This window comes from Maricaulis sp. (genome assembly GCF_017642925.1).
GTDB lineage: Bacteria > Pseudomonadota > Alphaproteobacteria > Caulobacterales > Maricaulaceae > Maricaulis.
Map to the genome: position 1 here is coordinate 97,784 of NZ_JAEPOL010000001.1, position 22,730 is coordinate 120,513.

Annotated in this window: 25 protein-coding genes; 9 read left to right on the top strand and 16 right to left on the bottom strand. The window is 66.7% G+C overall.

Annotation, left to right across the window (positions count from 1 at the left end; all coding sequences use genetic code 11):
• Window positions 1-23 precede the first annotated feature (23 nt).
• The 3 genes from JJ918_RS00465 (at window position 24) to JJ918_RS00475 (ending at window position 2,804) form a co-directional block, all read left to right on the top strand.
• Window positions 24-1,145, top strand: a complete 1,122-nt coding sequence (locus JJ918_RS00465) for a hypothetical protein (protein WP_291881869.1) — start codon at window positions 24-26, stop codon at window positions 1,143-1,145.
• The gene (dapB, locus tag JJ918_RS00470; RefSeq protein ID WP_291881870.1) at window positions 1,142-1,972 is read left to right on the top strand and encodes a 4-hydroxy-tetrahydrodipicolinate reductase; all 831 of its coding nucleotides are present in this window, start codon (window positions 1,142-1,144) and stop codon (window positions 1,970-1,972) included. The genes JJ918_RS00465 and dapB overlap by 4 nt, the downstream gene beginning before the upstream one ends.
• Before the next feature lie 157 nt (window positions 1,973-2,129).
• A complete protein-coding gene (locus JJ918_RS00475; RefSeq protein ID WP_291881873.1) occupies window positions 2,130-2,804 on the top strand; it encodes a YafY family protein in 675 nt (224 codons plus the stop codon).
• A gap of 520 nt (window positions 2,805-3,324) precedes the next feature.
• On the opposite strand, the gene JJ918_RS00480 is transcribed toward JJ918_RS00475, so the two are convergent.
• From JJ918_RS00480 to JJ918_RS00495, 4 genes are read right to left on the bottom strand one after another with little or no spacing between them, the layout of a single operon-like run.
• A complete protein-coding gene (locus JJ918_RS00480) occupies window positions 3,325-3,783 on the bottom strand; it encodes a VOC family protein (RefSeq protein ID WP_291881876.1) in 459 nt (152 codons plus the stop codon).
• A gap of 11 nt (window positions 3,784-3,794) precedes the next feature.
• Entirely contained in the window at window positions 3,795-4,388 is a 594-nt protein-coding gene (locus JJ918_RS00485) for a hypothetical protein (RefSeq protein WP_291881879.1), read from the bottom strand.
• Window positions 4,389-4,398: 10 nt separating this feature from the next.
• Entirely contained in the window at window positions 4,399-5,253 is an 855-nt protein-coding gene (locus JJ918_RS00490; protein WP_291881882.1) for a methylated-DNA--[protein]-cysteine S-methyltransferase, read from the bottom strand.
• A gap of 9 nt (window positions 5,254-5,262) precedes the next feature.
• Window positions 5,263-5,826: a DUF2244 domain-containing protein gene (locus JJ918_RS00495; RefSeq protein ID WP_291882413.1), complete on the bottom strand. Its 564-nt coding sequence runs from the start codon at window positions 5,824-5,826 to the stop codon at window positions 5,263-5,265.
• A gap of 93 nt (window positions 5,827-5,919) precedes the next feature.
• Between JJ918_RS00495 and nth the strand changes: the two genes are divergently transcribed.
• Window positions 5,920-6,636 (top strand): endonuclease III, encoded by a 717-nt coding sequence (gene nth, locus JJ918_RS00500; protein ID WP_291881885.1) that lies wholly within the window; start codon window positions 5,920-5,922, stop codon window positions 6,634-6,636.
• Between the two features lie 407 nt (window positions 6,637-7,043).
• Here nth and JJ918_RS00505 read toward each other — a convergent pair whose 3' ends face one another.
• The 3 genes from JJ918_RS00505 to JJ918_RS00515 form a co-directional block, all read right to left on the bottom strand.
• Complete coding sequence (locus tag JJ918_RS00505) at window positions 7,044-7,544, bottom strand: DUF6438 domain-containing protein (RefSeq protein ID WP_291881888.1); 501 nt, start codon at window positions 7,542-7,544, stop codon at window positions 7,044-7,046.
• A gap of 102 nt (window positions 7,545-7,646) precedes the next feature.
• The gene (locus JJ918_RS00510) at window positions 7,647-8,504 is read right to left on the bottom strand and encodes a CHAD domain-containing protein (RefSeq protein WP_291881890.1); all 858 of its coding nucleotides are present in this window, start codon (window positions 8,502-8,504) and stop codon (window positions 7,647-7,649) included.
• Window positions 8,505-8,589: 85 nt separating this feature from the next.
• Window positions 8,590-9,483, bottom strand: coding sequence for a hypothetical protein (locus JJ918_RS00515; RefSeq protein WP_291881893.1), 894 nt, complete (start codon window positions 9,481-9,483; stop codon window positions 8,590-8,592).
• A 111-nt stretch (window positions 9,484-9,594) separates the two neighbouring features.
• Between JJ918_RS00515 and JJ918_RS00520 the strand changes: the two genes are divergently transcribed.
• The 3 genes from JJ918_RS00520 to hslV all read left to right on the top strand — a co-directional run bounded on the left by JJ918_RS00520 (window position 9,595) and on the right by hslV (window position 13,515).
• Window positions 9,595-10,602: an adenosine kinase gene (locus JJ918_RS00520; protein ID WP_291881896.1), complete on the top strand. Its 1,008-nt coding sequence runs from the start codon at window positions 9,595-9,597 to the stop codon at window positions 10,600-10,602.
• Between the two features lie 170 nt (window positions 10,603-10,772).
• Window positions 10,773-12,866 (top strand): EAL domain-containing protein, encoded by a 2,094-nt coding sequence (locus JJ918_RS00525; RefSeq protein WP_291881899.1) that lies wholly within the window; start codon window positions 10,773-10,775, stop codon window positions 12,864-12,866.
• A gap of 76 nt (window positions 12,867-12,942) precedes the next feature.
• Window positions 12,943-13,515, top strand: coding sequence for an ATP-dependent protease subunit HslV (gene hslV, locus JJ918_RS00530; protein ID WP_291881902.1), 573 nt, complete (start codon window positions 12,943-12,945; stop codon window positions 13,513-13,515).
• Window positions 13,516-13,726: 211 nt separating this feature from the next.
• Here the strand turns inward: hslV and JJ918_RS00535 are convergent, their stop codons facing one another.
• From JJ918_RS00535 to JJ918_RS00555, 5 genes are all read right to left on the bottom strand, one after another.
• The gene (locus JJ918_RS00535) at window positions 13,727-13,921 is read right to left on the bottom strand and encodes a hypothetical protein (RefSeq protein ID WP_291881905.1); all 195 of its coding nucleotides are present in this window, start codon (window positions 13,919-13,921) and stop codon (window positions 13,727-13,729) included.
• Window positions 13,918-14,286, bottom strand: coding sequence for a transcriptional regulator (locus JJ918_RS00540; RefSeq protein WP_291881908.1), 369 nt, complete (start codon window positions 14,284-14,286; stop codon window positions 13,918-13,920). The genes JJ918_RS00535 and JJ918_RS00540 overlap by 4 nt, the downstream gene beginning before the upstream one ends.
• The gene (locus tag JJ918_RS00545) at window positions 14,279-14,869 is read right to left on the bottom strand and encodes a hypothetical protein (protein WP_291881910.1); all 591 of its coding nucleotides are present in this window, start codon (window positions 14,867-14,869) and stop codon (window positions 14,279-14,281) included. The genes JJ918_RS00540 and JJ918_RS00545 overlap by 8 nt, the downstream gene beginning before the upstream one ends.
• Window positions 14,870-15,206: 337 nt before the next feature.
• Complete coding sequence (locus JJ918_RS00550; protein WP_291881913.1) at window positions 15,207-16,469, bottom strand: aspartyl protease family protein; 1,263 nt, start codon at window positions 16,467-16,469, stop codon at window positions 15,207-15,209.
• A gap of 640 nt (window positions 16,470-17,109) precedes the next feature.
• A complete protein-coding gene (locus JJ918_RS00555; RefSeq protein ID WP_291881915.1) occupies window positions 17,110-17,529 on the bottom strand; it encodes a VOC family protein in 420 nt (139 codons plus the stop codon).
• An 81-nt stretch (window positions 17,530-17,610) separates the two neighbouring features.
• Here JJ918_RS00555 and hslU point away from each other — a divergent pair, with 81 nt between their 5' ends.
• Both hslU and JJ918_RS00565 read left to right on the top strand, forming a co-directional pair.
• The gene (hslU, locus tag JJ918_RS00560; RefSeq protein ID WP_291881918.1) at window positions 17,611-18,918 is read left to right on the top strand and encodes an ATP-dependent protease ATPase subunit HslU; all 1,308 of its coding nucleotides are present in this window, start codon (window positions 17,611-17,613) and stop codon (window positions 18,916-18,918) included.
• An 18-nt stretch (window positions 18,919-18,936) separates the two neighbouring features.
• The gene (locus tag JJ918_RS00565; RefSeq protein ID WP_291881921.1) at window positions 18,937-19,572 is read left to right on the top strand and encodes a LysE family transporter; all 636 of its coding nucleotides are present in this window, start codon (window positions 18,937-18,939) and stop codon (window positions 19,570-19,572) included.
• Between the two features lie 10 nt (window positions 19,573-19,582).
• Here JJ918_RS00565 and JJ918_RS00570 read toward each other — a convergent pair whose 3' ends face one another.
• The 4 genes from JJ918_RS00570 to JJ918_RS00585 form a co-directional block, all read right to left on the bottom strand.
• Window positions 19,583-20,143 (bottom strand): AAA family ATPase, encoded by a 561-nt coding sequence (locus tag JJ918_RS00570; RefSeq protein WP_291881924.1) that lies wholly within the window; start codon window positions 20,141-20,143, stop codon window positions 19,583-19,585.
• 37 nt (window positions 20,144-20,180) lie between these two features.
• Entirely contained in the window at window positions 20,181-20,723 is a 543-nt protein-coding gene (locus JJ918_RS00575) for a Smr/MutS family protein (protein WP_291881927.1), read from the bottom strand.
• 69 nt (window positions 20,724-20,792) lie between these two features.
• Window positions 20,793-22,046 (bottom strand): MltA domain-containing protein, encoded by a 1,254-nt coding sequence (locus tag JJ918_RS00580; protein WP_291881929.1) that lies wholly within the window; start codon window positions 22,044-22,046, stop codon window positions 20,793-20,795.
• Window positions 22,030-22,659 (bottom strand): Tim44/TimA family putative adaptor protein, encoded by a 630-nt coding sequence (locus JJ918_RS00585; protein WP_291881932.1) that lies wholly within the window; start codon window positions 22,657-22,659, stop codon window positions 22,030-22,032. The genes JJ918_RS00580 and JJ918_RS00585 overlap by 17 nt, the downstream gene beginning before the upstream one ends.
• Window positions 22,660-22,730: the final 71 nt, after the last annotated feature.

The window sequence follows — 22,730 nt, forward strand, 5'->3', positions numbered from 1 at the left end:
CCGCAACGGCGTAGGGTTCGCGCATGGATACCCGGCCGGACACGACTGCCCCTGCTGACACGCCCGCGGACGCGGCGCATTTCGAACCCTTCGAGATGCGGCTCTATCGCGTCTCGCCGCTGGGCCCGCTCCTGACAACGCTGGCGCTGTTCGTGCTGGTCTATGGCGCTTTCGTGCTGATCGCCGAAACCACCCGCCAGCCGTCACTTTTCCATGTCAGCGCGGCCGGCGAAATCGTGCTGGTGCAGGTCGCCTGGATCGCGCTGGTCCTGTCGCTGATCTTCACCGCCGGCATTGCCTTTACCGAATTCAGCCGCCGCATGTGGCAGGCCGAGACCGATGCCCTGGTCGCCGCCCTCGAACCGGCCGGCGCCGACAGTGCAAATGCTTTCGCCCTGGGCATTCCGCGCAGCTGGAGCCGGCGCTATGCGCTGATGTTCTTCGCCGGAGCCGCCGCGGGTCTTGCCTTCAACGGCATGATCATCCTCACCAGCAATTTCACCTTCGCCAGCTATCTCCGCTCGGTCGGTCTGTGGTTTGTCCTGGTCTCGCCGGTTCTGTACGGGATCGGCTTCCGCGCCGGGATCGATCTGGCGCGCGAGAGTGCGGCCATCAAACAGCTGATCCGCGACCATCTGGCGATCGATCTCTTCCATCTCGACCGGCTGGACGTGTTCGGCCGGATCGGGCTGCGCGCCGCGCGGTCCTGGCTGATCATGGCCGGTATCCTGCTGCTTTTCCTGATCAATCCGAACCGGCCCGACGCGCTGTTCGACGCCACCCAGTTGTGGATCACCGTGCCCGTGGTCGCGGCCTCGATTGCCGGCGGCGTCATCGTGCTGACCAGCGCGCTGCACCCGGTGCACACCAAGATCCGCGCCGCCAAACAGGCCGAGCTCGACCGCATCCATGCCGAGATGGCCCGGGTGCGCGAGCGGGCACTGGCCGGCGATGCCGGGGCCGCCTCGGCCCTGGCCGGTTTGACCGATTACGAGATCTGGGTGAATGCGCGGCCGGAATGGCCGGTCTCGGCCGGTGTGACGACGCGCTTCTCGCTGTATGTACTGATCCCGGTCATTCCCATCATCGGGTCCTATGTGTTTGAAAAGCTGGCCGATCAGTTTGTTTCCGGAGGGGGAGTATGAGCCAGGTCATCCGTGTAGCGCTTCTGGGTGTGACCGGGCGCCTGGGCCGGGCCATCGGCCGGGCGGTCCTGCATGCACCCGATTTCGCCCTGACAGGCGCCGTCGTGCGCGCCGGATCGTCCTCGGAAGGCGAAGATGTCGGCGAGTGGCTGACCGGTTCGCCCTGCGAGTGCATCGCGACGGTCGCGCTAGAGGAGGCGGTCCGTGACGCCGATATCGTGCTCGATGCCAGCCTGCCGCGCATGACGGTGGCCACGGCAGAGCGCCTGGCCGGCTGGAACGGTCCGCCCCTGGTCAGCGGTGTGACCGGGTTCGGCGCGGACGAGCAGGCCCGGCTGGCTGACGCCGCCCGCCGCCTGCCCATTCTCTCGACGGGGAATTTCTCGCTCGGCGTCGCCCTGGCCGAAGCCCTGGTGCGCCAGGCTGCCGGGCGGCTGCGCGCCCATGACTGGGATATCGAGGTCGAGGAGACCCATCACCGCATGAAGCCCGACGCGCCCTCGGGCACCGCGCTGTTGCTGGGCCGGGCCGCGGCCGAGGCGCGCGGCGAGGATCTTGACGCCGTCGCGACACCGGGACGCCATGGCACGACCGGTCCGCGCAAGCCGGGCACGATCGGTTTTTCCGCCACCCGCGGCGGCACCATTATCGGCGAACATGCCGTGCGTTTTCTGGGCGATATGGAAGAGATTTCCATCTCCCACCGCGCTTTCGACCGCTCTATCTTCGCCGCCGGAGCGCTGGAAGCCGCGCGCTGGATGTCGAACACGGGCGAGGGCCGGCTGGCCGGTCTCTACTCCATGCAGGACGTCATCGCCGGCGGGTGACAGGGTTTGTCAGGACTTGTGTGACAGGCCTCGACCTGCGTTGCACGTGAAACATGCCGGAGACGGCACCGGCCGGCCCCAGCTTGCGCAGGGTCCGAAATCCTGACATCATCCCGCCAGATCAGCCGGCCTCAAGGCCATATTTCAGGGGGTGTCAGTGCGCAGGGCCGAACGTCTCATCCGCATCGTGCAGGCCTTGCGGGAAGCGGCGCCCGGCGCCGTGACCGCCCATGACATGGGCAAGCGGTTCGAGGTTTCCGAGCGCACCATCTATCGCGACATCGCCCATCTGATCGGCTCCGGCGCGCCCATCGATGGCGAAGCCGGTGTCGGCTATGTGCTGCGCCCCGGTTTCGACCTGCCGCCGCTCACCTTCTCCTATGAACAGCTCGACGCGCTCGCCCTGGGCGCGCGCCTGGTCAAGGCGACCGGCGACAAGGACCTGGCCATGGCCGCCGCCGAGGCGCTGGGCAAGATCGAGCACGCCCTGCCCGACACGCACCGCCAGCGCCTGCGCTCCACGCCCCTGTTTGCCGCCTTCCTCGACGAGACTGTGCGGCCGGAAGCCTTCGGTCCCGTGCGCAACGCCATCGCCAACAAGCGCAAGCTGCGCGTGGTCTACAATTCGCTGCAGGACGAGAAGACCAAACGCGTCATCCGCCCGCTCGCGCTGACCTGTTTCGGCCGTGTCTGGCTGCTCTCGGCCTGGTGCGAACTGCGCAATGATTTCCGCCACTTCCGCACCGACCGCATCGAACGCCTCACCGTCCTCGCCGAAAGCTATGAAGACGAGCCCGGCAAGCGCTACGAAGACATGCGGCGCGCGGCGTAGCTCTCGCTCATCTCGTGTCATCCCGGCCGAACGGCCCGCGCAGGCGGGCCGAAGCGCCGGGACCCATACGCACGGTGTGGGCCGCAAGCAGGCTCGATATCTGTGACAGCTGGATGAGCAGCGGGGTTATGGGTCCCGGACTTGCGCCCGGCTTTCGCCAGGCATCCATCCGGGATGACAGGGAAGGGCCGGGAAGATCCTCCCCCAGCCCCGTCTATCCATTGATCTCTTGCCAGCCAGCAGGCCGCAGGGGAGGCGTCTCGTCAAGGGCGCCGCATGCGGGCTGGCCCCTTGACGAGACGCCTCCCCTGCGGCGAAATCCCGGCATGAAATCAATGGGCTGGTTTGCGCGTGCGCGAGCCTGTCAAAGCCCAGACGCCCGCCTCAACGGGCGCAAGTGTCCGCCAGGGCCCGGTCCACAGGGCACGCTCATCACAACCAGCGACCATCCAGCTCTACGAGCTGGGTTCCGGCTTTCGCCGGAATGACGGTTTGAATGACGCCCTGAAAGAAACCGGCGCTACCAGCTGCCGGTGTTTTCCATCGAGGCCCAGGGCTCCTGCGGCGGGAGATTCTCGCCGCGCTGCAGGAGTTCCACCGAGATACCGTCCGGCGAGCGCACGAAAGCCATATGGCCGTCGCGCGGCGGACGGTTGATCGTATAGCCCATCGCCTGCAAATGGGCGCAGGTGTCGTAGACATTGTCCATGCGATAGGCGAGATGCCCGAAATTGCGGCCGCCGGAATACTCCTCCGGATCCCAGTTATGGGTCAGCTCGACACAGGGCAGGCCTTCGGGGATCTTGCCGCCGGTATAGCCTGCCGCCGCGACATCTTCCGGCGTGGCGAGAAAGATCAGGGTGAAACGCCCCTTCTCGCTGTCCATCCGGCTGATTTCCTTGAGGCCCAGGCCTTCGCAGTAGAAACGCAGGCTCGCGTCCAGGTCCGAAACCCGGACCATGGTGTGCAGGTAGCGCATGGCAATCCGTCCTAATTCGTCTCGTTGGCGGGTTCGGTCCCCGTGTCCCGCTGACCGGGATTTTTCGGATCGGGCACCGCTCTTACCGCCCATTTGGGGCGTTTGCGCGGAATGACAATGTCATCGAAGGGTTCGCCGCGCGCGCGGGCCAGGGCCGGCACGAAGGATTCCGGCGAGCGGGCATGGTGGATGCGGGCCATCAGCGCGCCGCAGGCCGCCCAGATCAGGCAGAATCCGAAGAACATGTAGAACATCCACGGATAATAGCCCTCATCATACCAGGGCCCGCCATCCAGCCCCATGACGATGATCGGCCAGAACGCCACCAGGCCCAGCGCGGCCAGCGGCGTGATACCGATCGCCAGCACCAGCGTACCGGCGGCATAGAGCGCCCAGCGCGGCTCGTAGGCAGCGACATAGAGGCGTTCGAACGCGGCCGCATCGACGCCCCGCACGGTCGCCGGCTTGCTCTCGCAGCGCTCGGCATACTCGATCCGCGCGTCTTCCATCAGCCGCCGGCGCGCCGCGACCCAGCGGATCAGGAAGGCGGCGGCGGCAACAAGGCCTGTGATGCCGGCAATGGCGAAGGGGTGTGAAAGGTCCATGGGACCCAGTTTAGCTCGCTGCCGCCTCGTAGGCGAGCATGGCGCGCTTGCGTTCGACACCCCAGTGATAGCCGGTCAGCTGACCGTCCGCCGCAATGACGCGGTGGCAGGGGATCAGCCAGGCGACCGGGTTCGCCCCGACCGCGGCCCCCACGGCGCGCGCCGCCTTCGGGGTGCAGACCTGCTGGGCGATCGACTTGTAGCTCGTCGTCTCGCCGGCCGGGATGTCCAGCAGCGCCCGCCAGACCTGGCGCTGCCAAGGCGTGCCGTAGAGCGCCAGCGGCACCGGCGCACCAGGCCCGCCGCCCTGGAAGATGCGCTCGGCCCAGGCCCGCGCCTCGCTGTCATCGCGGACATAGTCTGCGGCGGGAAAACGGGCGTGCAGGTCTGCAAAGGCAGTGTCGATATCCGGTTCGGCAAAGGCGAGAGCGGAGAGGCCGCGCGGCGCGATCAGCAGCACCGCTTCGCCGAAGGGTGTGGGCGTTGCACCCCAGGTAAAGCTCAGCCCGGCACCGCGCCGTTTCGCATCGCCCGGCGTCACGGCTTCGTGGGCGATGAAGAGATCGTGCAGCCGGCCGGGGCCGGACAGGCCGGCATCGAAGGCGGCATCGAGAATGCTGGCGCCGTCCTCCAGCGCCTCGCGCGCGGCGCCATGGGCCAGCGCGCCGACATATTTCTTCGGGCTCAGCCCCACCCAGCGGGTGAACAGGCGCTGGAAGTGGTGCGGCGACAGGCCGGCCGAGCGCGCTGCGGCGTCCAGATCGGGATGGTCGCGCCAGTTTTCGCCCAGCCAGGCGAGGGCCGAGGCGATGCGGCGATAATCACGGCAGGCCGTGTCCAGATCGAGAATTTGTGCGGTCATCATGCGGCCAGTCTAGCCACCGGCCGGCACGGCTCCACCCGGTTCTTGCGCCGGGTTGAGGGATCGGCGTGCCGTATCGATCGCCGCCCCCAGCGCCTCGGCAAATTCGCCGCGCTCGGGCGGGCTGAGAAAACTGCCCAGCACCAGCGCGCGGCCATGGGCGCTCAGCGCCAGCTGGGCATGGTGTTCACCCGGATCGATCAGGCGCAATTGCACCCAGGCCGTAGGCAGGCGGTAGCGGCGGCGATGCCCGGTCGGGTGCTGGCGCACCACCTCGATATCGCGTGCATTCACCGTCACCCATTCGCGCGCCCGCCCGTCGCGATAGGAGATGCGGAAGGCCAGCCAGACCAGGAAGGCATCGAGCCCGAAAAACGGCGTCACCGGCCAGGCCCCGATGGTGATGAACAGCATGCCGGCGCTGAAAGAGATGATGGCGATGGCGATCATCAGCGCCGTGAAGGCGGGATTGGGCAGCGACCGGTTGGGCGCCAGTTCGGCCTCCATGAAGGCCGGGCCCTCATGCGGTGCAACGGCCTCCGCCTCGGCGGGCCAGCTTTCCACGATCGTGCGCATGACGGGCAAGATAATCGCTCCTGAGGGCGAGACAATGGCCGCCGGGTCCGCGCGCCGGATGACAGGCCGCGCGAAGCGGCTATACCTGCGGCCATGACGATATCCACGCCCCGCAAGACCGCCGCCAAGCCGAAATCCCGCCGCAAGTCCCAGCCGCGCGGCCTTTCCCGCGAGCAGGCCCATGACCTGATGGCGCGCCTGGCGCAGGATCGGCCTGCGCCGCGCACCGAGCTGGACTATACCAATCCCTATACGCTTTTGGTCGCGGTCGCCCTGTCGGCCCAGGCCACCGATGTCGGCGTGAACAAGGCGACGAAGCTCTTGTTCCAGGAAGCCGATACGCCGGAGAAGATGGTCGCGCTGGGCGAGGATCATGTGCGCGACCGGATCAAGACGATCGGCCTGTTCCGCAACAAGGCCAAGAATGTCATCGCCCTGTCGAAAATCCTGATCGAGAAGCATGGCGGCATCGTGCCGGCCGAACGCGAGGCGCTGGAAGCACTGCCGGGCGTCGGCCGCAAGACCGCGAATGTGGTGCTCAACGAGGCGTTCGGCGTGCCGACCATCGCCGTCGACACGCATATCTTCCGTGTCTCCAACCGCACGAAACTGGCGCCGGGCAAGGACCCGCTGGCGGTCGAACTGCGGCTGGAAAAGATCATGCCCGACGAATTCCGCCAGGGCGCCCACCACTGGCTGATCCTGCACGGCCGCTATGTCTGCAAGGCCCGCAAGCCGGAATGCTGGCGCTGCCCGATCGAGGATATCTGCCAGTTCAAGGACAAGACACCGGCCCCGAAAGGCGTTTAAGGCGCAGGGCTTGCCCTGACACTCTCTCTATTTTCCCCGGACCTGTTCCGGGGCCTGGTGGCCTCGACGCGCTTGCGATGAAGCCGGCCACGTCCGGTTCGAGGGGCAGCAGTGATCCCCTCTTCACCTTTGCCAGGCCCCGGAACGGGGTCCGGGGAAACCGACTGGGTCTGGCCTTGGGCGGGTGAGGTCGAAGGGGGTAAGTGAATGCGCGCTGCCGCGCTCTGCGGTGCTCCGCACCGCCCCCTCAGTCCGCTTCGCGGACAGCTCCCCCGCAAGCGGGGCGAGCCCTTGCTTGTCCTGACACCCTCTCCATTTCCCCAGTACAATCCATTTTCCCCAACCTCACCACTTTCCCCGGACTTGTTCCGGGGCCCAGGGAAAGTGGCGAGGCTGAGTTTACCCCCCTACCGCTCCACAGCGATCAGCGTGTCGTAGTCATACTGCGCCCGCAGGGCCTCGCTGATGCGTTCCAGGCGTTCGATAGCCGGGTGGCCGGAGCAGCCGCGATACCAGCTGACATCCTGACGGCCATCTACACGGGTGACGGACAGCTCATAGCCCGGCGCATCGGTGTGCCAGAGCGGGCAGGTGTTGTCGTCCTGTGTGTTGATCGAGACCGGCAGGCTGGCCGCATCCTCGCGCTCGAGCACGGCGGTCATGCGGGCAAAACTGCCGGCTTCCAGCGCGCCCGTGGTGCGGCCCTGCGTCTGCGTATGGCTGCGCGCCTCGAGCACATAGCGATCGTCCGGCGTGACGGTGATCGTATAGGCCGGGCAGAAGCCGAAACAGGGCGTCTCGGTGATGCTGATTGCGCGATAGGTGTCCGGTGCGGCCGGACCGGACGTCGCGGCACAGGCCGACAGGCCGGCAGCCAGGAGAAGGGCGGAGAGACTGTGACGGATCATGGCGGCCTCGCATGGGACGGGTCTGGACGTGGAAAGGCCTCATCAGGACGGGCAATCCGGGCCGTTTCAAGGCCCGGCTCCGGTCCCTGTTCAGGGTCAGCGCTATCCCGCGTCCCGGAAGCCGGCCTTCAGCGCCTTTTTCACCTTTTTCGGCCTGTCGCCGAACACGGCCTCGGCCCGCTCCAGCGCTTGGGCGGCCAGCGCCTCGCAACGCGCCTCGACCCGCTCGATCGCGGCATCCGCATCGGCCAGATCGTCCAGCCGGCGGGCGAGGCGGGAGAGGTCGTGGTGCAGGCCGAGCAGATCGACCAGCGCGTCGGTCTGCGACTTGCGGCGCGCCACCTCGTCCGGCCAGGCCCGCTTCAGCGCAATCGCCTGGTAGCGCCAGTCCTGGGTGCGTTTGCGCAATTCGTGCAGGCGTTCGCTATCCGGCACGGACTGCGCCTTGCCCAGCCGCTTTGCGGCGCGGCGATAGGTGCGCGCCATGCCGCGGGCGACCACATCCGGCGCATCGTCCGGCGTGGGCAGGCCGGCCAGCGCCCGGTCCATCTCGTCCAGCGCACGGGCCGCCTGCCGGGCCGCCGTCTCGCGATCGACCCGTTCACGGTCGGCGCGCGCCTGCGCCGCCAGTTCCGACAGGGCCGGCCGCGCCGCATCGTCGTCGCAGTCACGGACCATCGCACGGGCCAGCTGCTCCAGGCTGTCGGCATCGCGGGCCTCGGCCAGCACGTGTCCGGCGCGCCGGGCGGCGGCATTGACCAGGCTGGCCACCTCGCGATCGCTCTCGCGCAGCAGACGCGCAATCGACCGGGCGCGCTTGATGCTCTTGCGCGCCTCGTGCACGGCCAGCAGGGGATCCTCGCCCATGCCGTCCAGGGCGCGGCGGGCATTGGCGATCTCCAGGCGGACAAGACGCGTCACGCCGGTCAGATCGTCTTCATTGCGCAGTTTCTCGGTCATGGGCGCGGCTTTATACGCAGTCGATGGCGAAGTCGTGACACCAACGGGCGCGTACGCCTGCGCGTTCCCCGGAACCGCCGCTTTTCTAGGCCGGCACCGCCAGCATCCGCCCCAGCGCGCGGGCCAGGGTCTCGCCCATTTGCGGGCCCTGTTCGGGATAGAGATAGGGTTCGATCAGCTCGATCTCGATCAGCGCCAGCTGGCCGTCGAGCCCGCGCAGCATGTCGACCCGCGCATACAGCGGCTCGCCATCGATACAGTCGAGCACCGAACGGGCCAGCGCCAGCTCGTCTTCGCCGGGCACATGGATTTCCTCGTGTCCGCCATATTCCGACTGCACGCGGTAATCGCCGCTGGCGGGGATTTTCCGGGCACAGTGCGAGAACTCGCCGCCGAAGAAGAGGAAGGCATATTCGCCCTCTTCCGCCACGGCCGGCAGGAAGGGCTGGATCATGCAGTCCGCGGGCGGCAGGGCCTCGGCTGCGGGAACGGGCTCGCCCTTGCGGATCCGGGCCTGGCGCCAGGCCCCGGCCCCCAGGACCGGTTTCACCACGATATCGTCGCAGTCCAGCGTCTCGAAGGCTGCCGTGATCGTGTCCGCCGTGGCGCGGTCGGCCCACACGGTCGGGATCATCGGGGCGCCGCGTTCGGCAAGGTCCTTGAGATAGGTCTTGCGGCTGTTCCAGCGCACCATGGGCAGCGGATTGAACAGGCGCGTCGCCGCAGAAATCGCCTCCAGCTTCGCCATGAAGGCGTCCGGCTTTTCCATATAATCCCAGCAGGTGCCGATCATCGCGCCGTCGAAGGCGGCCGGGTCGAAGTCCGGATCGTCCCAGATCACCGGCACGAGGTCGAAACCGGCGGCCACACAGGCCGGCTGCAGCGCGGCGATCTCGAGCTCGTACTCGAAACAGTCGGCGCGGGCGGCGGGATTGTCGCGGAACATGCAGGCCGCGGTGAGGAAGGCGATACGGGTCATGGCGCGGGCTTTAGCAGAGCGGCGTCCGGCCGCAAGCCTTGTTCTCGCGCAGCGCTGCGGTTAGGTGTCACGGCTCAACCCGCTGTCTTTCAGCCACTGAACGGATTTTCCATGTCCCAAGCCCGTTTCGACGTGCTCGCCGTCGGCAATGCCATTGTCGACGTTCTCTCGCCGGCCAGCGACGAGTTTCTCGCCGCCGAGGGCATTGCCAAGAATGCCATGACACTGATCGACGAGGACCGGGCGCGTTCGCTCTATGCGCGCATGCAGCCGGGCAAGGAAGCCTCCGGCGGATCCGCCGCCAACACCGTCGCCGGTGTCGCCTCGCTGGGCGGCAAGGCGGCCTATATCGGCAAGGTGGCCAATGACCAGCTGGGCGAGATCTTCACCCATGATATCCGCACGATCGGCGTGCATTTCGACACGCCGGCCCTGCAGGAAGGTCCGGCCTCGGGCCGCTGCCTGATCAATGTCACCCCGGATGCGGCACGCTCGATGTGCACCTTCCTGGGCGCCGCCGCCCTGGTGACCGAGGATGATGTGGAAGCCGGCGCTGACGCGCTCAAGGCTGCCGAGATCATCTATCTGGAAGGCTATCTCTTCGACCGCGAAGAGGCCAAGCGCGCCTATGTCGCCGCCGCCGAAATGGCTGCCGCTGCCAATCGCCGCACCGCGCTGACCCTGTCCGACGTGTTCTGCGTCGACCGGCACCGCGCTTCCTTCCGCCATCTCGTGGCCAATCACATCGATATCCTGCTGGCCAATGAGGCCGAGCTGCTGGCGCTGTACGAGACCGAGGATTTCGACACCGCCCTCAACGCCGTGCGCCAGGATGTGGCGATCGCCGCCGTGACCCGGTCGGAAAAGGGCGCCGTGATCGTCGCCGGCGAGGAGACCGTGACCGTAGCAGCCGAACCGGTTTCGAAACTGGTCGACACCACGGGCGCGGGCGATCTGTTCGCGTCCGGCTTCCTTCTGGGCATTGCCCAGGGCCGGCCGCTGGCGGAAGCGGGGAAAATGGGGGCGATTTCCGCCGCCGAGATCATCTCGCACTATGGCGCGCGTCCCGACTGCAGTCTGAAAGACCTCGCGGAAGAGGCCGGAATCGCCTTCGAGTAAAGGCGTTTCCGGTATTCGACTAAAAACTTAACGAAAAAACTCCGGCATTTTAACCACAATTCAAGTGCTTGGTGTCACCGTGACCCTTGAGAACGGGCGAGAAGGTCTTCTTGCCTGCGTATTTGGTGGTGAAAACGCGCTCCAGAACCGGAGCGCGCTCAGGGGTAGACATGGCACCCATCCGCAAAGCGGTGTCGCGGGTAATGCGTTCGCTGGTGATGAAGTTCACGCTGCTCACCGGCGCTCTTATCTTCGCGACCACACTCATGCTGATGACGCTGGAGAGCATTTCCGCGCAACGGGAAACGCGTAACCTGCTGATCGACCGGTCTGTGGCCTCGCTGCAGACGACGGCGAGCCGGCTGGCCAACGCGGTGTCCGAAAACAATAACGGTTTCGTCGACCTGTATGTCGAGGAACTGATCGCCTCGCTGGGCGCGCAGGAAATGTACGTCCTCAATAATCGCCGTGAAGTGCTCGGCGAAGCCTATGATGACGACCGCGAACAGGGCCGCCTGCGCGCTGCCGACATGGCCGTCATGGCCCTGGGCGCCGGGGATCTGCGCTATTCCGTGCATGACGGTTTCCTGGAAATGGCCGCGCCGGTCTACACCGCCGAACGCCGCCTGGTCGGTGTCGTCTACGCCAAGCGCGAACTGGTCGAACTGGTCGCCTCGCGCAATGCAGCGATCCAGCGCCAGACGCTGATCGCGCTGTTCGCCCTGGGGATTTTCCTGCCGCTGGCCGCCCTCATCGTCGGCCGCGCCCTCAAGCCGGTGCAGACGCTGACCGATGCCGCACGCCTGGCCTCGTCGAAAAATCTCGACATGCGCATCAATGTGAAGACGGGCGACGAGCTGGAAGTGCTCGCCAATGCCTTCAACCGCATGTTTGCGCGCCTGGACGGCAATCTCAAACGCATCCACCGCCTGGCCTATGTCGACCTGGTGACCGAGCTGCCCAACCGCGAGCGCTTCCGCAAGGAAACCGAGCGCGTGGCCCGCAAGGCGCTGGAAGAGGGCACGTCCGGTGCCGTGCTCTTCCTCGATCTCGATCGCTTCAAGCGCGTCAATGACAGTCTGGGTATCGGCGAGGGCGACCGCCTGCTGGAAATGGTCGGCCGCCGCCTGTCCGAGGTTGCCCGCGGCTGTGACATGGCCTCCGCCAGCGGCGAGGAACCCTCCATGGTCGCCCGTCTCGGCGGCGACGAATTCACCGTGCTGCTGCCGCAGATCGCCGACAGCGCCGACGCGGCCCGTATTGCCAACAAGCTGGTCGACGCGATCCGCATGCCCTTCGAGATTTCCGGCCACCACGTCTTCCTGGGCGTGTCGATCGGTGTCGCCGTCTTCCCGCAGGACGGGGCCGACCCGGAAACCCTGATGCGCCATGCCGACCTGGCGATGGCCCATGCCAAACGCGCCGGGGGTTCGGCCGCGCAATTCTTCGAGCCGACCATGAACCAGTCCGCCTTCGAGCGCCTGGTGCTGGAAAACGAGCTGCGCGACGCCGTGCAGCAGGACCAGCTGGTCGTCTACTACCAGCCCAAAGTCCTGATGAAAGACGGCACGTGTGCCGGGGCCGAAGCGCTGGTGCGCTGGCAGCACCCGACGGCGGGCCTTCTGTCGCCCGGCGCCTTCATCGAGGCGGCCGAGGAATGCGGCCTGATCGGCGAGATCGGCGACTGGGTGCTGCGCGCCGCCTGCCGCGAAGCGGCCTCTTGGCGCGCCCGCGGTCTGGAAATCCCGGTCGCAGTCAATGTCTCCGCCATGCAGTTCGAACGCGAGGGCTTCTCGGACTCCGTGCTCGACGCGCTGCAGGCCGCCGATCTGCCGCCGCACCTGCTGGAGCTGGAGCTCACCGAGTCGATCGCGATGGAAAACCCGGAACGGGTGATCGAACAGGTGCAGCCGCTGCGCGATCGCGGTGTCAGCTTCGCCATCGACGATTTCGGTACGGGCCACTCCTCCCTGTCCTACCTGACGCGCATGCCGTTCGACGTGTTCAAGATCGACCAGTCCTTCGTGCGCGACATGGCGACCGACCCGCACGCCCGCATCGTCGTCGAGACGATCCTGGCCATGGCCAAGTCGCTGAAACTGGAAACCGTTGCGGAAGGCGTGGAAACCGCCGAGCAGATGAACATGCTGCGCCTGCAGGGGGCCACCCTGGCCCAGGGCTTCCTGTTCGGACGTCCGATGCCGGGTGCCGATCTGGTGGAATTCGCCACCGATTCCAGCGCCGACCGCGCCGTCAACGAATAGCCCCGCCCGGCGCCGGGGACTTGATCCCGGCGCCGGACCCAGCCACATGCAGGGGGTATCCAAGGGAGACCCTCGCATGACCCACGCTTCCCCGACCGACTATGCCGATGCCAGCCAGTGGCGGGGCACCACGATTGTCGCGGTCCGCAAGGCCGGCAAGCTGGTGGTCGCCGGCGACGGACAGGTGTCGATCGGGCCGACCGTGATGAAGGGCAATGCCCGCAAGGTGCGCCGCCTGGCCGGCGGCAATGTGGTGGCCGGTTTCGCCGGCGCCACGGCCGACGCCTTCGCCCTGTTCGAACGCCTGGAAGCCAAGCTGGAACAATATCCCGGCCAGCTCGCCCGCGCCTGTGTCGAGCTCGCCAAGGACTGGCGCACCGACCGCTATCTGCGCCGCCTGGAAGCCATGCTGATCGTCGGCGACAGCGTGGAAACCTATCTCCTGACCGGCGCCGGCGATGTGCTGGAACCGGAAGACGGCATCGTCGCTGTCGGCTCCGGCGGCAATTACGCCCTCTCGGCCGCCCGGGCCCTGTTCGACTACGAGGACGACCCGGAAGTCATCGCCCGCAAATCCATGGCCATCGCCGCCCGCATCTGCGTCTACACGAACGAAAACCTGACCGTGGAAGTGCTCGGCAGCGATTAAGGGGTGTTCCCGTACTCCAGCAGACTTTTCTCTAGCTCAAGCGCACTTTCTCTAACTCAAGCGTACTTTCCCCGGACCCCGTTCCGGGGCCCGGCAAACGACGACGCTCTGTGCTCAGTTTGTCAGCAATCACAGGCCCCGGAACGGGGTCCGGGGAAAACGGGCATGAAGTTTCTTCCTCACAATGTGGGGAAGAGAGCGCCCCAAACCCTCACCCCTGCCGCCGCGCCATACGCACAACCAGCACCGCGCCGCTGGCCAGCGCGATGCCGGCCCACACACTGAAGACAAGCAGCGTCCGCGCGGGCGCATCGGCACCGAAGGCGGGTTGCAGGTAGAGCAGCGCCATGATGATGGACACGACAAGGATGGCGGCGTTGAAGCCGAGGGATCTGACGGGTGTCATGAGGAGGTTTCCCTTCGTGTTTTCGTCCCCCGGGACGGCCGGATATCGATCAGGCCGAGAAAGCGGATCAGGGCCTTGCCCTGGGCATTCAGACGCGCGGCCCCGTCCTGTGTGATGCGCAGCGTTGTTTTCGGGCGCTTGCCCTCGAACCCTTTCTCGACCGACACCAGGCCGGCCGCGTCCAGCTTGCCCAGATGGGCGGACAGATTGCCCTGGGTCAGTCCGGTCTGGCGCATCAGCCAGGTGAAGTCAGCACTATCGACCGAGAGCAGGAGCGCCAGGATCGCCAGCCGGGCCGGCTCGTGGATCGTCTTGTCCAGCGCCAGCACATCCCGGATCTCCGGCAGGATATCGGCCTCAGGCATCCCCGCCCCCGCTTGCCGGATGGCGCATCATGAAGCGGGCCAGAAGCGCACCGCCACATGCCAGAACCAGTACACCCGACAGGAGAATGAGCAGGCCGGGCCGGTCAACGCCCGTCCACACGCCGGCCAGGCCAAGCCCGATCGCGAAGAGACCGTAGGCCGCAAACCGTTTTGCACCCAGGATCAGTCCGGCGAAGAGACCCAGGCCAACCAGCATGACCGGAATACCGACCGCCATATTGGCCAGGCCGCCCAGTCCCGTTCCGCCGCGATTGACGAATATCAGGAAGGCCAGCTCGGTCAGGCCGACGCCGGCCCCGAAGATCAGCCAGCCCGTCAGTGAACGCCGGGTTTCGGCCTGCTGCGCCGACCCGAATTGCGGCGAAGCAAGGCGGGGCTCAATCAGGCCGCGCCGGCCGATTGTCCAGAATGGCGCGAGAACCGCCGGAACGAGTGCGCCGAGCACGATCTGGTCCGCCAGCCAGGCCAGCCCGATCAGCACCAGGCCGAGACCGGTCAGTGTGTCCAGCCAGCCATCGTCAAATGAGCGCCGGTACAGGGCGCGGGTCAGGGGCATCGTCATGGTCACCTCCATTGACGGGCATCATGTCTGCATCACAGACTAAAATGCAATGCAGACTTTTTGTCGCAGCCCGCTGACAGCCGGAGCAAGCCTGGCGGAAGGCGTGCTGGATGGCGACAAGGAGCGGTCTCCCTGACCTCCCCTCTGTCATCCCGGCCGTATGGCCTGCGCAGGCAGGCCGGAGGGCCGGGACCCATACGCTCGCTGTCTGCCGAAAGCAGGTTCGATACCGACGACATCTGGGCACACACCGGGATTATGGGTCCCGGACTTGCGCCCCGCCTGCGCGGGGCATTCATCCGGGATGACACGCCCGGGTTTGCGCGCCCCCACCCCCTCACCGCACCGGCGGCACCTCGATGACACGCGTTTCGCCTGCGCGATCCACCGTCAGCGCGCCGCCATCGGCCTCGCTGTACTCTGACATGAGCCAGAGCACGTCCTCGCAGCCATCACTGCCCAGCGCGCGCCCGTCGATCGCCGTGACGCGGTCGCCCAGGCGCAGGCCGGCTTCGTCTGCCGGCGAGCCCTCGTACAGCTGCACCACCTCGACACCCTCTTCGGCAAAGGCAAGGGCAAAGCCCGGCTCGATCCGTTCCGGCGCCGGCGCGTCGCGCGGCGACAGGGTGAAGGCCGCGCCGGGATAGTCCAGCGTCACGATGAACCGGTCCATCATCCCCGCGCCCACCAGGCTGGGCGGGACCGTGCGTGTGGTGGCGCGCACGAGACCGGGTGACATCTCGCCGATCCGGAAGTCCTCGAGCGAGAAGCGCACCAGTTCGCGGTTTTCAGACCGCCCGCCCGCGCCTTCGCCATCACTGCCCTGGCCGGTCACCACCGAGCCGCGCACGATGTGCGACCGCGCCGGACGGCTGTCCGCGACCTCCTGGAACAGCACCACTTCTTCCTCGCTGCCGGTATCGAACAATGCCTTGTCCTCGATCCGCCCCAGCGCATAGTCCAGCACCGGCGCGTGCGGATAGCCGAAATCATGCAGCGGTGCTTCCAGGGCCGTTTCCAGCGGCGCCAGAGCCGCGGCGCTTTCAGCGATCTCCAGCCGGCCGGCCGACGTATCGATCCGCCAGGCACTGCCGGGCAGGATTTCCGACCCGATCACCCCGCCATCGATCAGGCAGGCCCCGGTCGCCAGGCCGGAGAAATCATGGATCAGCACCGGCACGCGGGTGAAGGTGACGTCGCCCAGGGTCAGCCGGTCGATAATCGCGAAATCCATGGTGATCGGCGTGCCATTGGCATCGCGGCCGGTATTCTGGCCGACGATTTCCAGCCCCAGTGCATCGGCGAGCTGGCGCGACAGCACGGTCGGCGAACCGGTATCGAAAATGAATTCACGGGTCTCGCCGTTCACCGACGCGTCGAGATAGAATTTCCGCACACGCGTCTGGAAGGGCACGCTGGACACCGCCGCCGCGCGCTCGATCCCCACAGGGGCCGACAGCAGGGCCTGCAGGTCATCCTGCCGGGCAAAAGCCGGTGAAGTGGCTGGAAGGGTTACGGCCAGCACACCGGTGAGCACCGGTAGGGCCAGTCGGACAAATGAAAATCGCCGGGTAAAGGGCGTCGGGCATGGTCTGGTCAAGGGTCATCTCCCCGTCAAGGAAACACCCGCATCGACCCATCCCCCGATGTGCCTGCGGGCACTCTAGCCGGGGAGGCCCAAGGGCGCCAGCGTTCCATCATCAAGCACACTCCCGCCTTTCCTCCCCATTCCATGGGGAGGTGGATCGCCGCGTGAGCGGCGAGACGGAGGGGCGCCGCGTCAGCGGCGGTGTGTTGATGCCAGGCGCGACGGGCGTAGGCGGAAGAGCAGCAGCTTCACCCCAAACACACTTCCCCCGGCCTTGTGCCGGGGCCCGTGATTGCTGACGGGCTGAGCGCAGTTGCCTTCGTATGCCGGGCCCCGGAACAAGGTCCGGGGAAACCGCGTGTTTGCTTGCTACTGCCTTTCCTCCCCATTCCATGGGGAGGTGGATCGCCGCGTGAGCGGCGAGACGGAGGGGCGCCGCGTCAGCGGCGGTGTGTTGATGCCGGGCACGACGGCCGTAGGCGTAAGAGCAGCAGCTTCACCCCAAACACACTTCCCCCGGCCTTGTGCCGGGGCCTGTGACTGCTGACGGGCTGAGCACAGTTGCCTTCGTATGCCGGGCCCCGGAACGGGGTCCGGGGAAACCGGCAAGTTGAGCGCCCCGCTTTTCTACCCGCAGACGCGGAGAAGAAACTTACGCCGCGAAAATCTGGTCGTCGTTGCGGAAGGTCTTGAATTCAAGATTGTTTCCGGCCGGGTCGCGGACGAAGAATGTGCCCTGTTCGCCCGGCTGGCCCTCGAAGCGGACATAGGGCTCGATGACGAATTCGAAGCCGGCATCGCGGAATTTTTCCGCCAGGCTTTCCCAGTCGGACCAATCCAGCAGAAGACCGAAATGGCGGCAGGGCACCTGGTGGCCGTCGACCGCGCCGGTGGGCGGCGGCGTGCATTCGTCCGGCGCGTAATGGGCGACGATCTGGTGGCCATAAAGGTCGAAATCGACCCAGTTCTCGGCCGAACGGCCTTCCGGACACCCGAGCAGACCGCCATAGAAACGGCGCGCTTCGGCAATATCGTTGACGGGAAAAGCCAGGTGGAAACGGGGACGGCTCATGGGCGTTCTGCCTTTCGGGACTGGTTTCAGGCCATAGCCCTGATTACATCATGCTGACCAACAGGCAACGCAAAGCTCTCGATGACCGATTTTTCTCCACGCGAAATTGTCTCCGAACTCGACCGCCACATCGTCGGCCAGTCCGACGCGAAGAAGGCCGTGGCCATCGCCTTGCGCAATCGCTGGCGGCGGCGGCAGCTGGACGAGACACTCGCCGAGGAAGTCACGCCGAAGAATATCCTGATGATCGGGCCGACCGGTGTCGGCAAGACCGAGATCTCCCGCCGCCTGGCCAAGCTCGCCGGGGCGCCCTTCATCAAGGTGGAAGCGACCAAATTCACCGAGGTCGGCTATGTCGGCCGCGATGTGGATCAGATCGCCCGCGACCTGGTCGAGATCGCCATTTCCCTGGTGCGCGAGAAAAAGCGCGAGGAAGTGAAATCGCGCGCCCACACCGCCGCCGAGAATCGCGTGCTCGAGGCGCTGGTCGGGCCGGGCGCGTCGGAGAGCACCAAGGACAGTTTCCGCAAGCGCCTGCGCGCCGGCGAGCTGGACGACAAGGATGTCGAGATCCAGCTGTCCGAAACGTCCTCGCCCATGCAGATGCTGGATATTCCGGGCATGCCCTCGGGCGGGGCCGGTGTGCTCAATCTGGGCGAACTCTTCGGCAAGGGCTTCCCGAAGAAGACCAAGACCGTGCGCATGAAGGTGAAGGATGCCTATGAGCCGCTGATCGAGGAAGAGGCCGACAATCTGCTCGACGACGCCCAGATCACCGCCGAGGCGATCAAGCTGGCCGAGAATGACGGCATCGTCTTCCTCGACGAGATCGACAAGATCGCCGCGCGCTCGGACGCCCGCGGCGGCGATGTCTCCCGCGAGGGTGTGCAGCGCGATCTTCTGCCCCTGATCGAGGGCACGACGGTGGCCACCAAGCACGGCGCCATCAAGACCGACCATATCCTGTTCATCGCCTCGGGCGCCTTCCACGTCGCCAAACCCTCGGACATGCTGCCCGAATTGCAGGGCCGGCTGCCGATCCGGGTCGAGCTCAACGCGCTGACCGAGGCCGATTTCATCCGCATCCTCACCGAGCCGGAAGCCAATCTGATCAAGCAGTACACCGCGCTGATGGGTACGGAAGGCGTGACGCTGGACTTCACCGAAGATGCCGTGAAAGCGCTGGCCAAGCTGGCCGCCGACGTCAATTCCACCGTCGAGAATATCGGTGCACGGCGGCTGCAGACCGTGATGGAAAAACTGGTGGAGGAGGTCTCCTTCACCGCCTCCGACCGCTCCGGCGAGACGATCACGATCGACGAGGCCTATGTCGCCAAACATGTCGGCGAACTCGCCAAGAATGCCGATCTGTCGAAATTCATTCTCTGACACGGGAAGGCTCGCGGCATGGATGTTTCGCTGGCGGGGATTCTGGGCGCAGGCTTGCTGGTGATGGCCAGCCCGGGTCCGGCCACGCTGGCGATTGCTGCCGCCTCCATGCAGGACGGCCGGCGCAACGGGCTCGCCCTCGCCGCCGGGGTGACAACCGGGTCGGTGACCTGGTCGCTGCTGGCCGCGGCGGGGCTGGGCGTTGTCATGGCCAGCCATGCCTGGGCCTTCACCCTCGTGCGCTATCTCGGCGCCGGCTATCTGCTTTATCTGGCGATCAGATCGGCCCGCACCGCCCTGCAGCGGCAAACCCCCGCCGACACGCCGGACGAGTGGACCGCGCCCACTTCGCCGGCCGCGTCATACCGCCGGGGCCTGATGATCCATCTGACCAATCCCAAGGCGGTGTTGTTTTTCGGCGCGCTGTATTCCCTCGGCCTGCCGGCCGGCGCCGGCCTGTCCGAACTCGCCGTCATCGTCGCCGCACTCGGGGCACTGGCCGGGCTGATCTTCTGCGGCTATGCGATCCTCTTCGCCGCCCCGCCGGTCGCGCGCGGCTATGCCCGTCTCAAACGCGCGTTCAGCGCCGTCTTCGCTGTGCTGTTCGGCGGCGCGGCCATCCGCATCCTCATCTCCCGGGCCCCGGCCGGATGATGTTCAGCCTTCAAGCCAGCCGGGCCTCGATGAAATCGGCCCGTGCCGACAGCGGGCCTTTCGGCACGATCTCGACGTCATAGCCGGCGGCCGGATAGGCGGTCAGCAGATGCGCGTACTCGGCAACCGCCGCGCCGAAATCATGCTGGCGCTCACTGTCCTGCTCGAACAGGTCCTGCCAGGGCGGGACCAGGAAGACCGTACGCGCATAGCGCAGCCGCTCGACGATCCGGCGATGGTGCCCGGCCACGGCAAGACCGGTCCGCTCCAGCGCGGCGACGGCATCCACGACGGAGCGGTCGAAAATCGTCCGCCGCGCCTCCGCCACAGCCGTCGCATGAAAATGCACCGCGCGCGACAGGCACAGTTCCGCGAAATGCGAAAGGTCCTTCCAGGGCAGGCCCGGACCGTCGATCAGCGTCTGCTCGCGCACAATCTGGCGGCCCGGTTCGGGCCGCACCGCATGTCCGCGCCGGGCCAGTTCCTCGAGCAGGCTCGACTTGCCACCGCCGGAACAGCCCGACAGCACGGTCAGGCGCGCCGTCTCCTCCGCCGTGGGCCGGCGGGTCATATAGCTCTCTTCGCTCATCCTGATCGGTCCTGTCGTGTCAGGCGGTTTTCGGCTTGACCCGCAGCGTCACATAGAAGGCCCCGCCGCCGCCATGGCGGATATGGGCGGGGGCTATTCCTGACACCTGCTGACGAAACTCCGGACTGCCCAGCCATTCCGGCAATTTGCGCCGCAGGACGCCGGGTTCTTCGACATAGTCCCACGGCTCGGCATCGCGCTCGCGCGTCTTCAGCCCCTTGCCGGTGATCACCAGCACGGTGCGATATCCCCCCCTGTGGGCCATCGTGATAAAATGGCGCAGCGAGGACAGCGCCTGGTCCTGGGTCAGGCCGTGAAGATCGAGGCGGGCATCGATCTCCACCCGTCCCCGGCGCACGCGTTTTTCCGTCGACCGGTCGTGCGGCACCGGCGGGTGATGGGTCGCCGGATCACGATAGGCATGACGCTGCGGCAGCGGCTTGTCCGGCTTGCGGGCGGAAACGTCACCGGACGGGGCATCAATGTTACGCGAAGGGGGCACCAATGGGGGCTCTTCGTCACGCTCAAGCGACTGTTTCTTGGCATCATCGAGCGGCTTCACCGACCGCGCCACCTTCCGCCAGAGCGCGCGCTCCTCGGGCCGGATTGTCCGCTTGCCCTTCACGGCCGGTCACGCAGGCGGGCGTTCGGCGAACAGGCGCGCAACCACTGTGTGCGGCAACAGCATCACCCATTCTGCCTGCGCCCGCGTCGACCCGGCCCGGCGCTCTGCCGCCTCGCCCCAGCCCCAGAAAAAATCCACCCGCAACGGACCCGTGATCGCCCCGCCCGTATCCTGGGTCACGACCAGGCCGGACCAAGGACCCAGCTCGGGCAGGTCGGCACTCAGCCAGACCGGCACGCCATAGGCATGCTGGGACGGGTCGACCGCGATCGAGGCCATCGGCGTCAGCGGCACGCCGGCCGAACCGGACGGACCGATCGCCGGATCGTCCAGCATCCGGGTCTGGAAGAAGACATAGCGCGGATTGACGGCAAACAGCTCGGCCGTGGCCTGCGGACCGTTATCCTCCAGCCAGGCCTCGATCCCCGCCTTGGACGCGGCATGCGCTTCCAGCTCGCCACGCTCGATCAGCTCGCGGCCGATCGAGCGGTAGGGCAGGCCGTTGTGCGCGGCAAAGGCGGCGCGCTCCTGATGACCGTCGGGCCAGACCAGGCGGCCGGACCCCTGGATCTGCAGGAAGAAGACATCGGCCGGACGGCCCCAGGCAAAAATCTCGCCGGCATTCAGGCGCTCGATCTCGCCGCGATCCTTGTAGAGGACCAGCTCGCCGCCTCGCACCTCGCCGACAATCCGGCGCCCGGCCAGGGCCGGATCGAACCGGCCCAGATCGACCGTCACCAGATCGTCCGGACGCCGGCGCAGGGGCTGGGTGAAACCGTTTCCGGGCTCCGGACGGACATGGACGAAAGGCTCGTAATAGCCTGTCATCATGCCGGTTTGCGCCTCGGTCCCGCTCTCCGGCTCCACAGCGACAACGCGGACCGGCGTGAACACCGCCTCGAAAACCGGCTGCAGCGGCGCCGAACCGGGTTCCACCGCATCGAGCTGGGTACAGGCCTCGCGCCAGTCGGCGACCGTTCCGGCCCAGGCGGCCCGTTCGCTGAGCGCCGCAGCCCCCTCACGCACCCGCAGGCGTTCACAGCTGCGCAGGAAGGCCGATTGCGCGTCGGCGAGATCGGCCTCTGCCCAGCCGGGCAGCGCATCCCAGCTGGCGGGCAGGAATTCGAGCGTATCGGGTAGGGGCGCCGGCGGTTCTTCCGGCTGCGGCGCGGGTTCAGGCTCCGGCTGGCATGCGATCAGCAGCAGACAACCGGCCGCGACCGTCCAGGGTGCGCGCCGGCCATCAAGCCGAGGCGACACGGGTCAGCACCCAGTTCGGATTGCTGTCGTCCGTGCGGCGCTGGAAGACCCAGTCCTCGTGGACCGTGGAGAGACGACTGAAGTCGCCGGCGACAGACTTGCCATTGGCGTCCAGGGTCTCGGTCGCGATCTCGGCATCGAAATGCACCTTGATCGTCGCGACATGATCGGTGTGATCCGCCTCGGTGATCTCGGCCGAACGGATGCGCTCGATCTCCGTACGCACGGTCTCGCCCTTCGTCTCGCGCTTGGCAATGGCGGCCTCGTAGCGATCGTAGACGGTTGGTGCGAGCAGCGGTTTGAGGGTTTCGCGATCGCCCCGGGCAAAGGCCTCGACGATCATTTCATAGGCGGCGCGGGCGCCTTCCAGGAAGCGCGCCGGGTCGAAGCTGGTATCGGCAGCGGCAATGGCTTCCAGACCGGCCGCGGCCGGTCCCTCGAAGGCCGGGCGCAGATGCGTGGCGTTTTCCGACGCCAGGCCCTTGCGGGTTTCGACATCCCGGGGGGCTGGCGCTTCCATATGGCCTTCCCGCCGTCCGAGCACGGAATACAGGCGGATGGCGAAGAAAACGGCGATGGCACCGAAGATAAGGGTCGAGAGGAGTTCGATCATCAAGGTCCGCCAGACTGGGCAAGCAACAGGTCCAGTCCCTAGATATAGGCCGGATTGGCGGTCACGTCAGC

Coding starts and splice junctions, on each gene's coding strand:
- JJ918_RS00465 (WP_291881869.1), top strand. CDS start 24: ATGGATACCCGGCCGGACACGACTGCCCCTGCTGACACGCCCGCGGAC.
- dapB (WP_291881870.1), top strand. CDS start 1,142: ATGAGCCAGGTCATCCGTGTAGCGCTTCTGGGTGTGACCGGGCGCCTG.
- JJ918_RS00480 (WP_291881876.1), bottom strand. CDS start 3,783: ATGCGCTACCTGCACACCATGGTCCGGGTTTCGGACCTGGACGCGAGC.
- JJ918_RS00485 (WP_291881879.1), bottom strand. CDS start 4,388: ATGGACCTTTCACACCCCTTCGCCATTGCCGGCATCACAGGCCTTGTT.
- JJ918_RS00490 (WP_291881882.1), bottom strand. CDS start 5,253: ATGATGACCGCACAAATTCTCGATCTGGACACGGCCTGCCGTGATTAT.
- JJ918_RS00495 (WP_291882413.1), bottom strand. CDS start 5,826: ATGCGCACGATCGTGGAAAGCTGGCCCGCCGAGGCGGAGGCCGTTGCA.
- nth (WP_291881885.1), top strand. CDS start 5,920: ATGACGATATCCACGCCCCGCAAGACCGCCGCCAAGCCGAAATCCCGC.
- JJ918_RS00505 (WP_291881888.1), bottom strand. CDS start 7,544: ATGATCCGTCACAGTCTCTCCGCCCTTCTCCTGGCTGCCGGCCTGTCG.
- JJ918_RS00510 (WP_291881890.1), bottom strand. CDS start 8,504: ATGACCGAGAAACTGCGCAATGAAGACGATCTGACCGGCGTGACGCGT.
- JJ918_RS00515 (WP_291881893.1), bottom strand. CDS start 9,483: ATGACCCGTATCGCCTTCCTCACCGCGGCCTGCATGTTCCGCGACAAT.
- JJ918_RS00520 (WP_291881896.1), top strand. CDS start 9,595: ATGTCCCAAGCCCGTTTCGACGTGCTCGCCGTCGGCAATGCCATTGTC.
- JJ918_RS00525 (WP_291881899.1), top strand. CDS start 10,773: ATGGCACCCATCCGCAAAGCGGTGTCGCGGGTAATGCGTTCGCTGGTG.
- hslV (WP_291881902.1), top strand. CDS start 12,943: ATGACCCACGCTTCCCCGACCGACTATGCCGATGCCAGCCAGTGGCGG.
- JJ918_RS00535 (WP_291881905.1), bottom strand. CDS start 13,921: ATGACACCCGTCAGATCCCTCGGCTTCAACGCCGCCATCCTTGTCGTG.
- JJ918_RS00540 (WP_291881908.1), bottom strand. CDS start 14,286: ATGCCTGAGGCCGATATCCTGCCGGAGATCCGGGATGTGCTGGCGCTG.
- JJ918_RS00545 (WP_291881910.1), bottom strand. CDS start 14,869: ATGACGATGCCCCTGACCCGCGCCCTGTACCGGCGCTCATTTGACGAT.
- JJ918_RS00555 (WP_291881915.1), bottom strand. CDS start 17,529: ATGAGCCGTCCCCGTTTCCACCTGGCTTTTCCCGTCAACGATATTGCC.
- hslU (WP_291881918.1), top strand. CDS start 17,611: ATGACCGATTTTTCTCCACGCGAAATTGTCTCCGAACTCGACCGCCAC.
- JJ918_RS00565 (WP_291881921.1), top strand. CDS start 18,937: ATGGATGTTTCGCTGGCGGGGATTCTGGGCGCAGGCTTGCTGGTGATG.
- JJ918_RS00570 (WP_291881924.1), bottom strand. CDS start 20,143: ATGACCCGCCGGCCCACGGCGGAGGAGACGGCGCGCCTGACCGTGCTG.
- JJ918_RS00585 (WP_291881932.1), bottom strand. CDS start 22,659: ATGATCGAACTCCTCTCGACCCTTATCTTCGGTGCCATCGCCGTTTTC.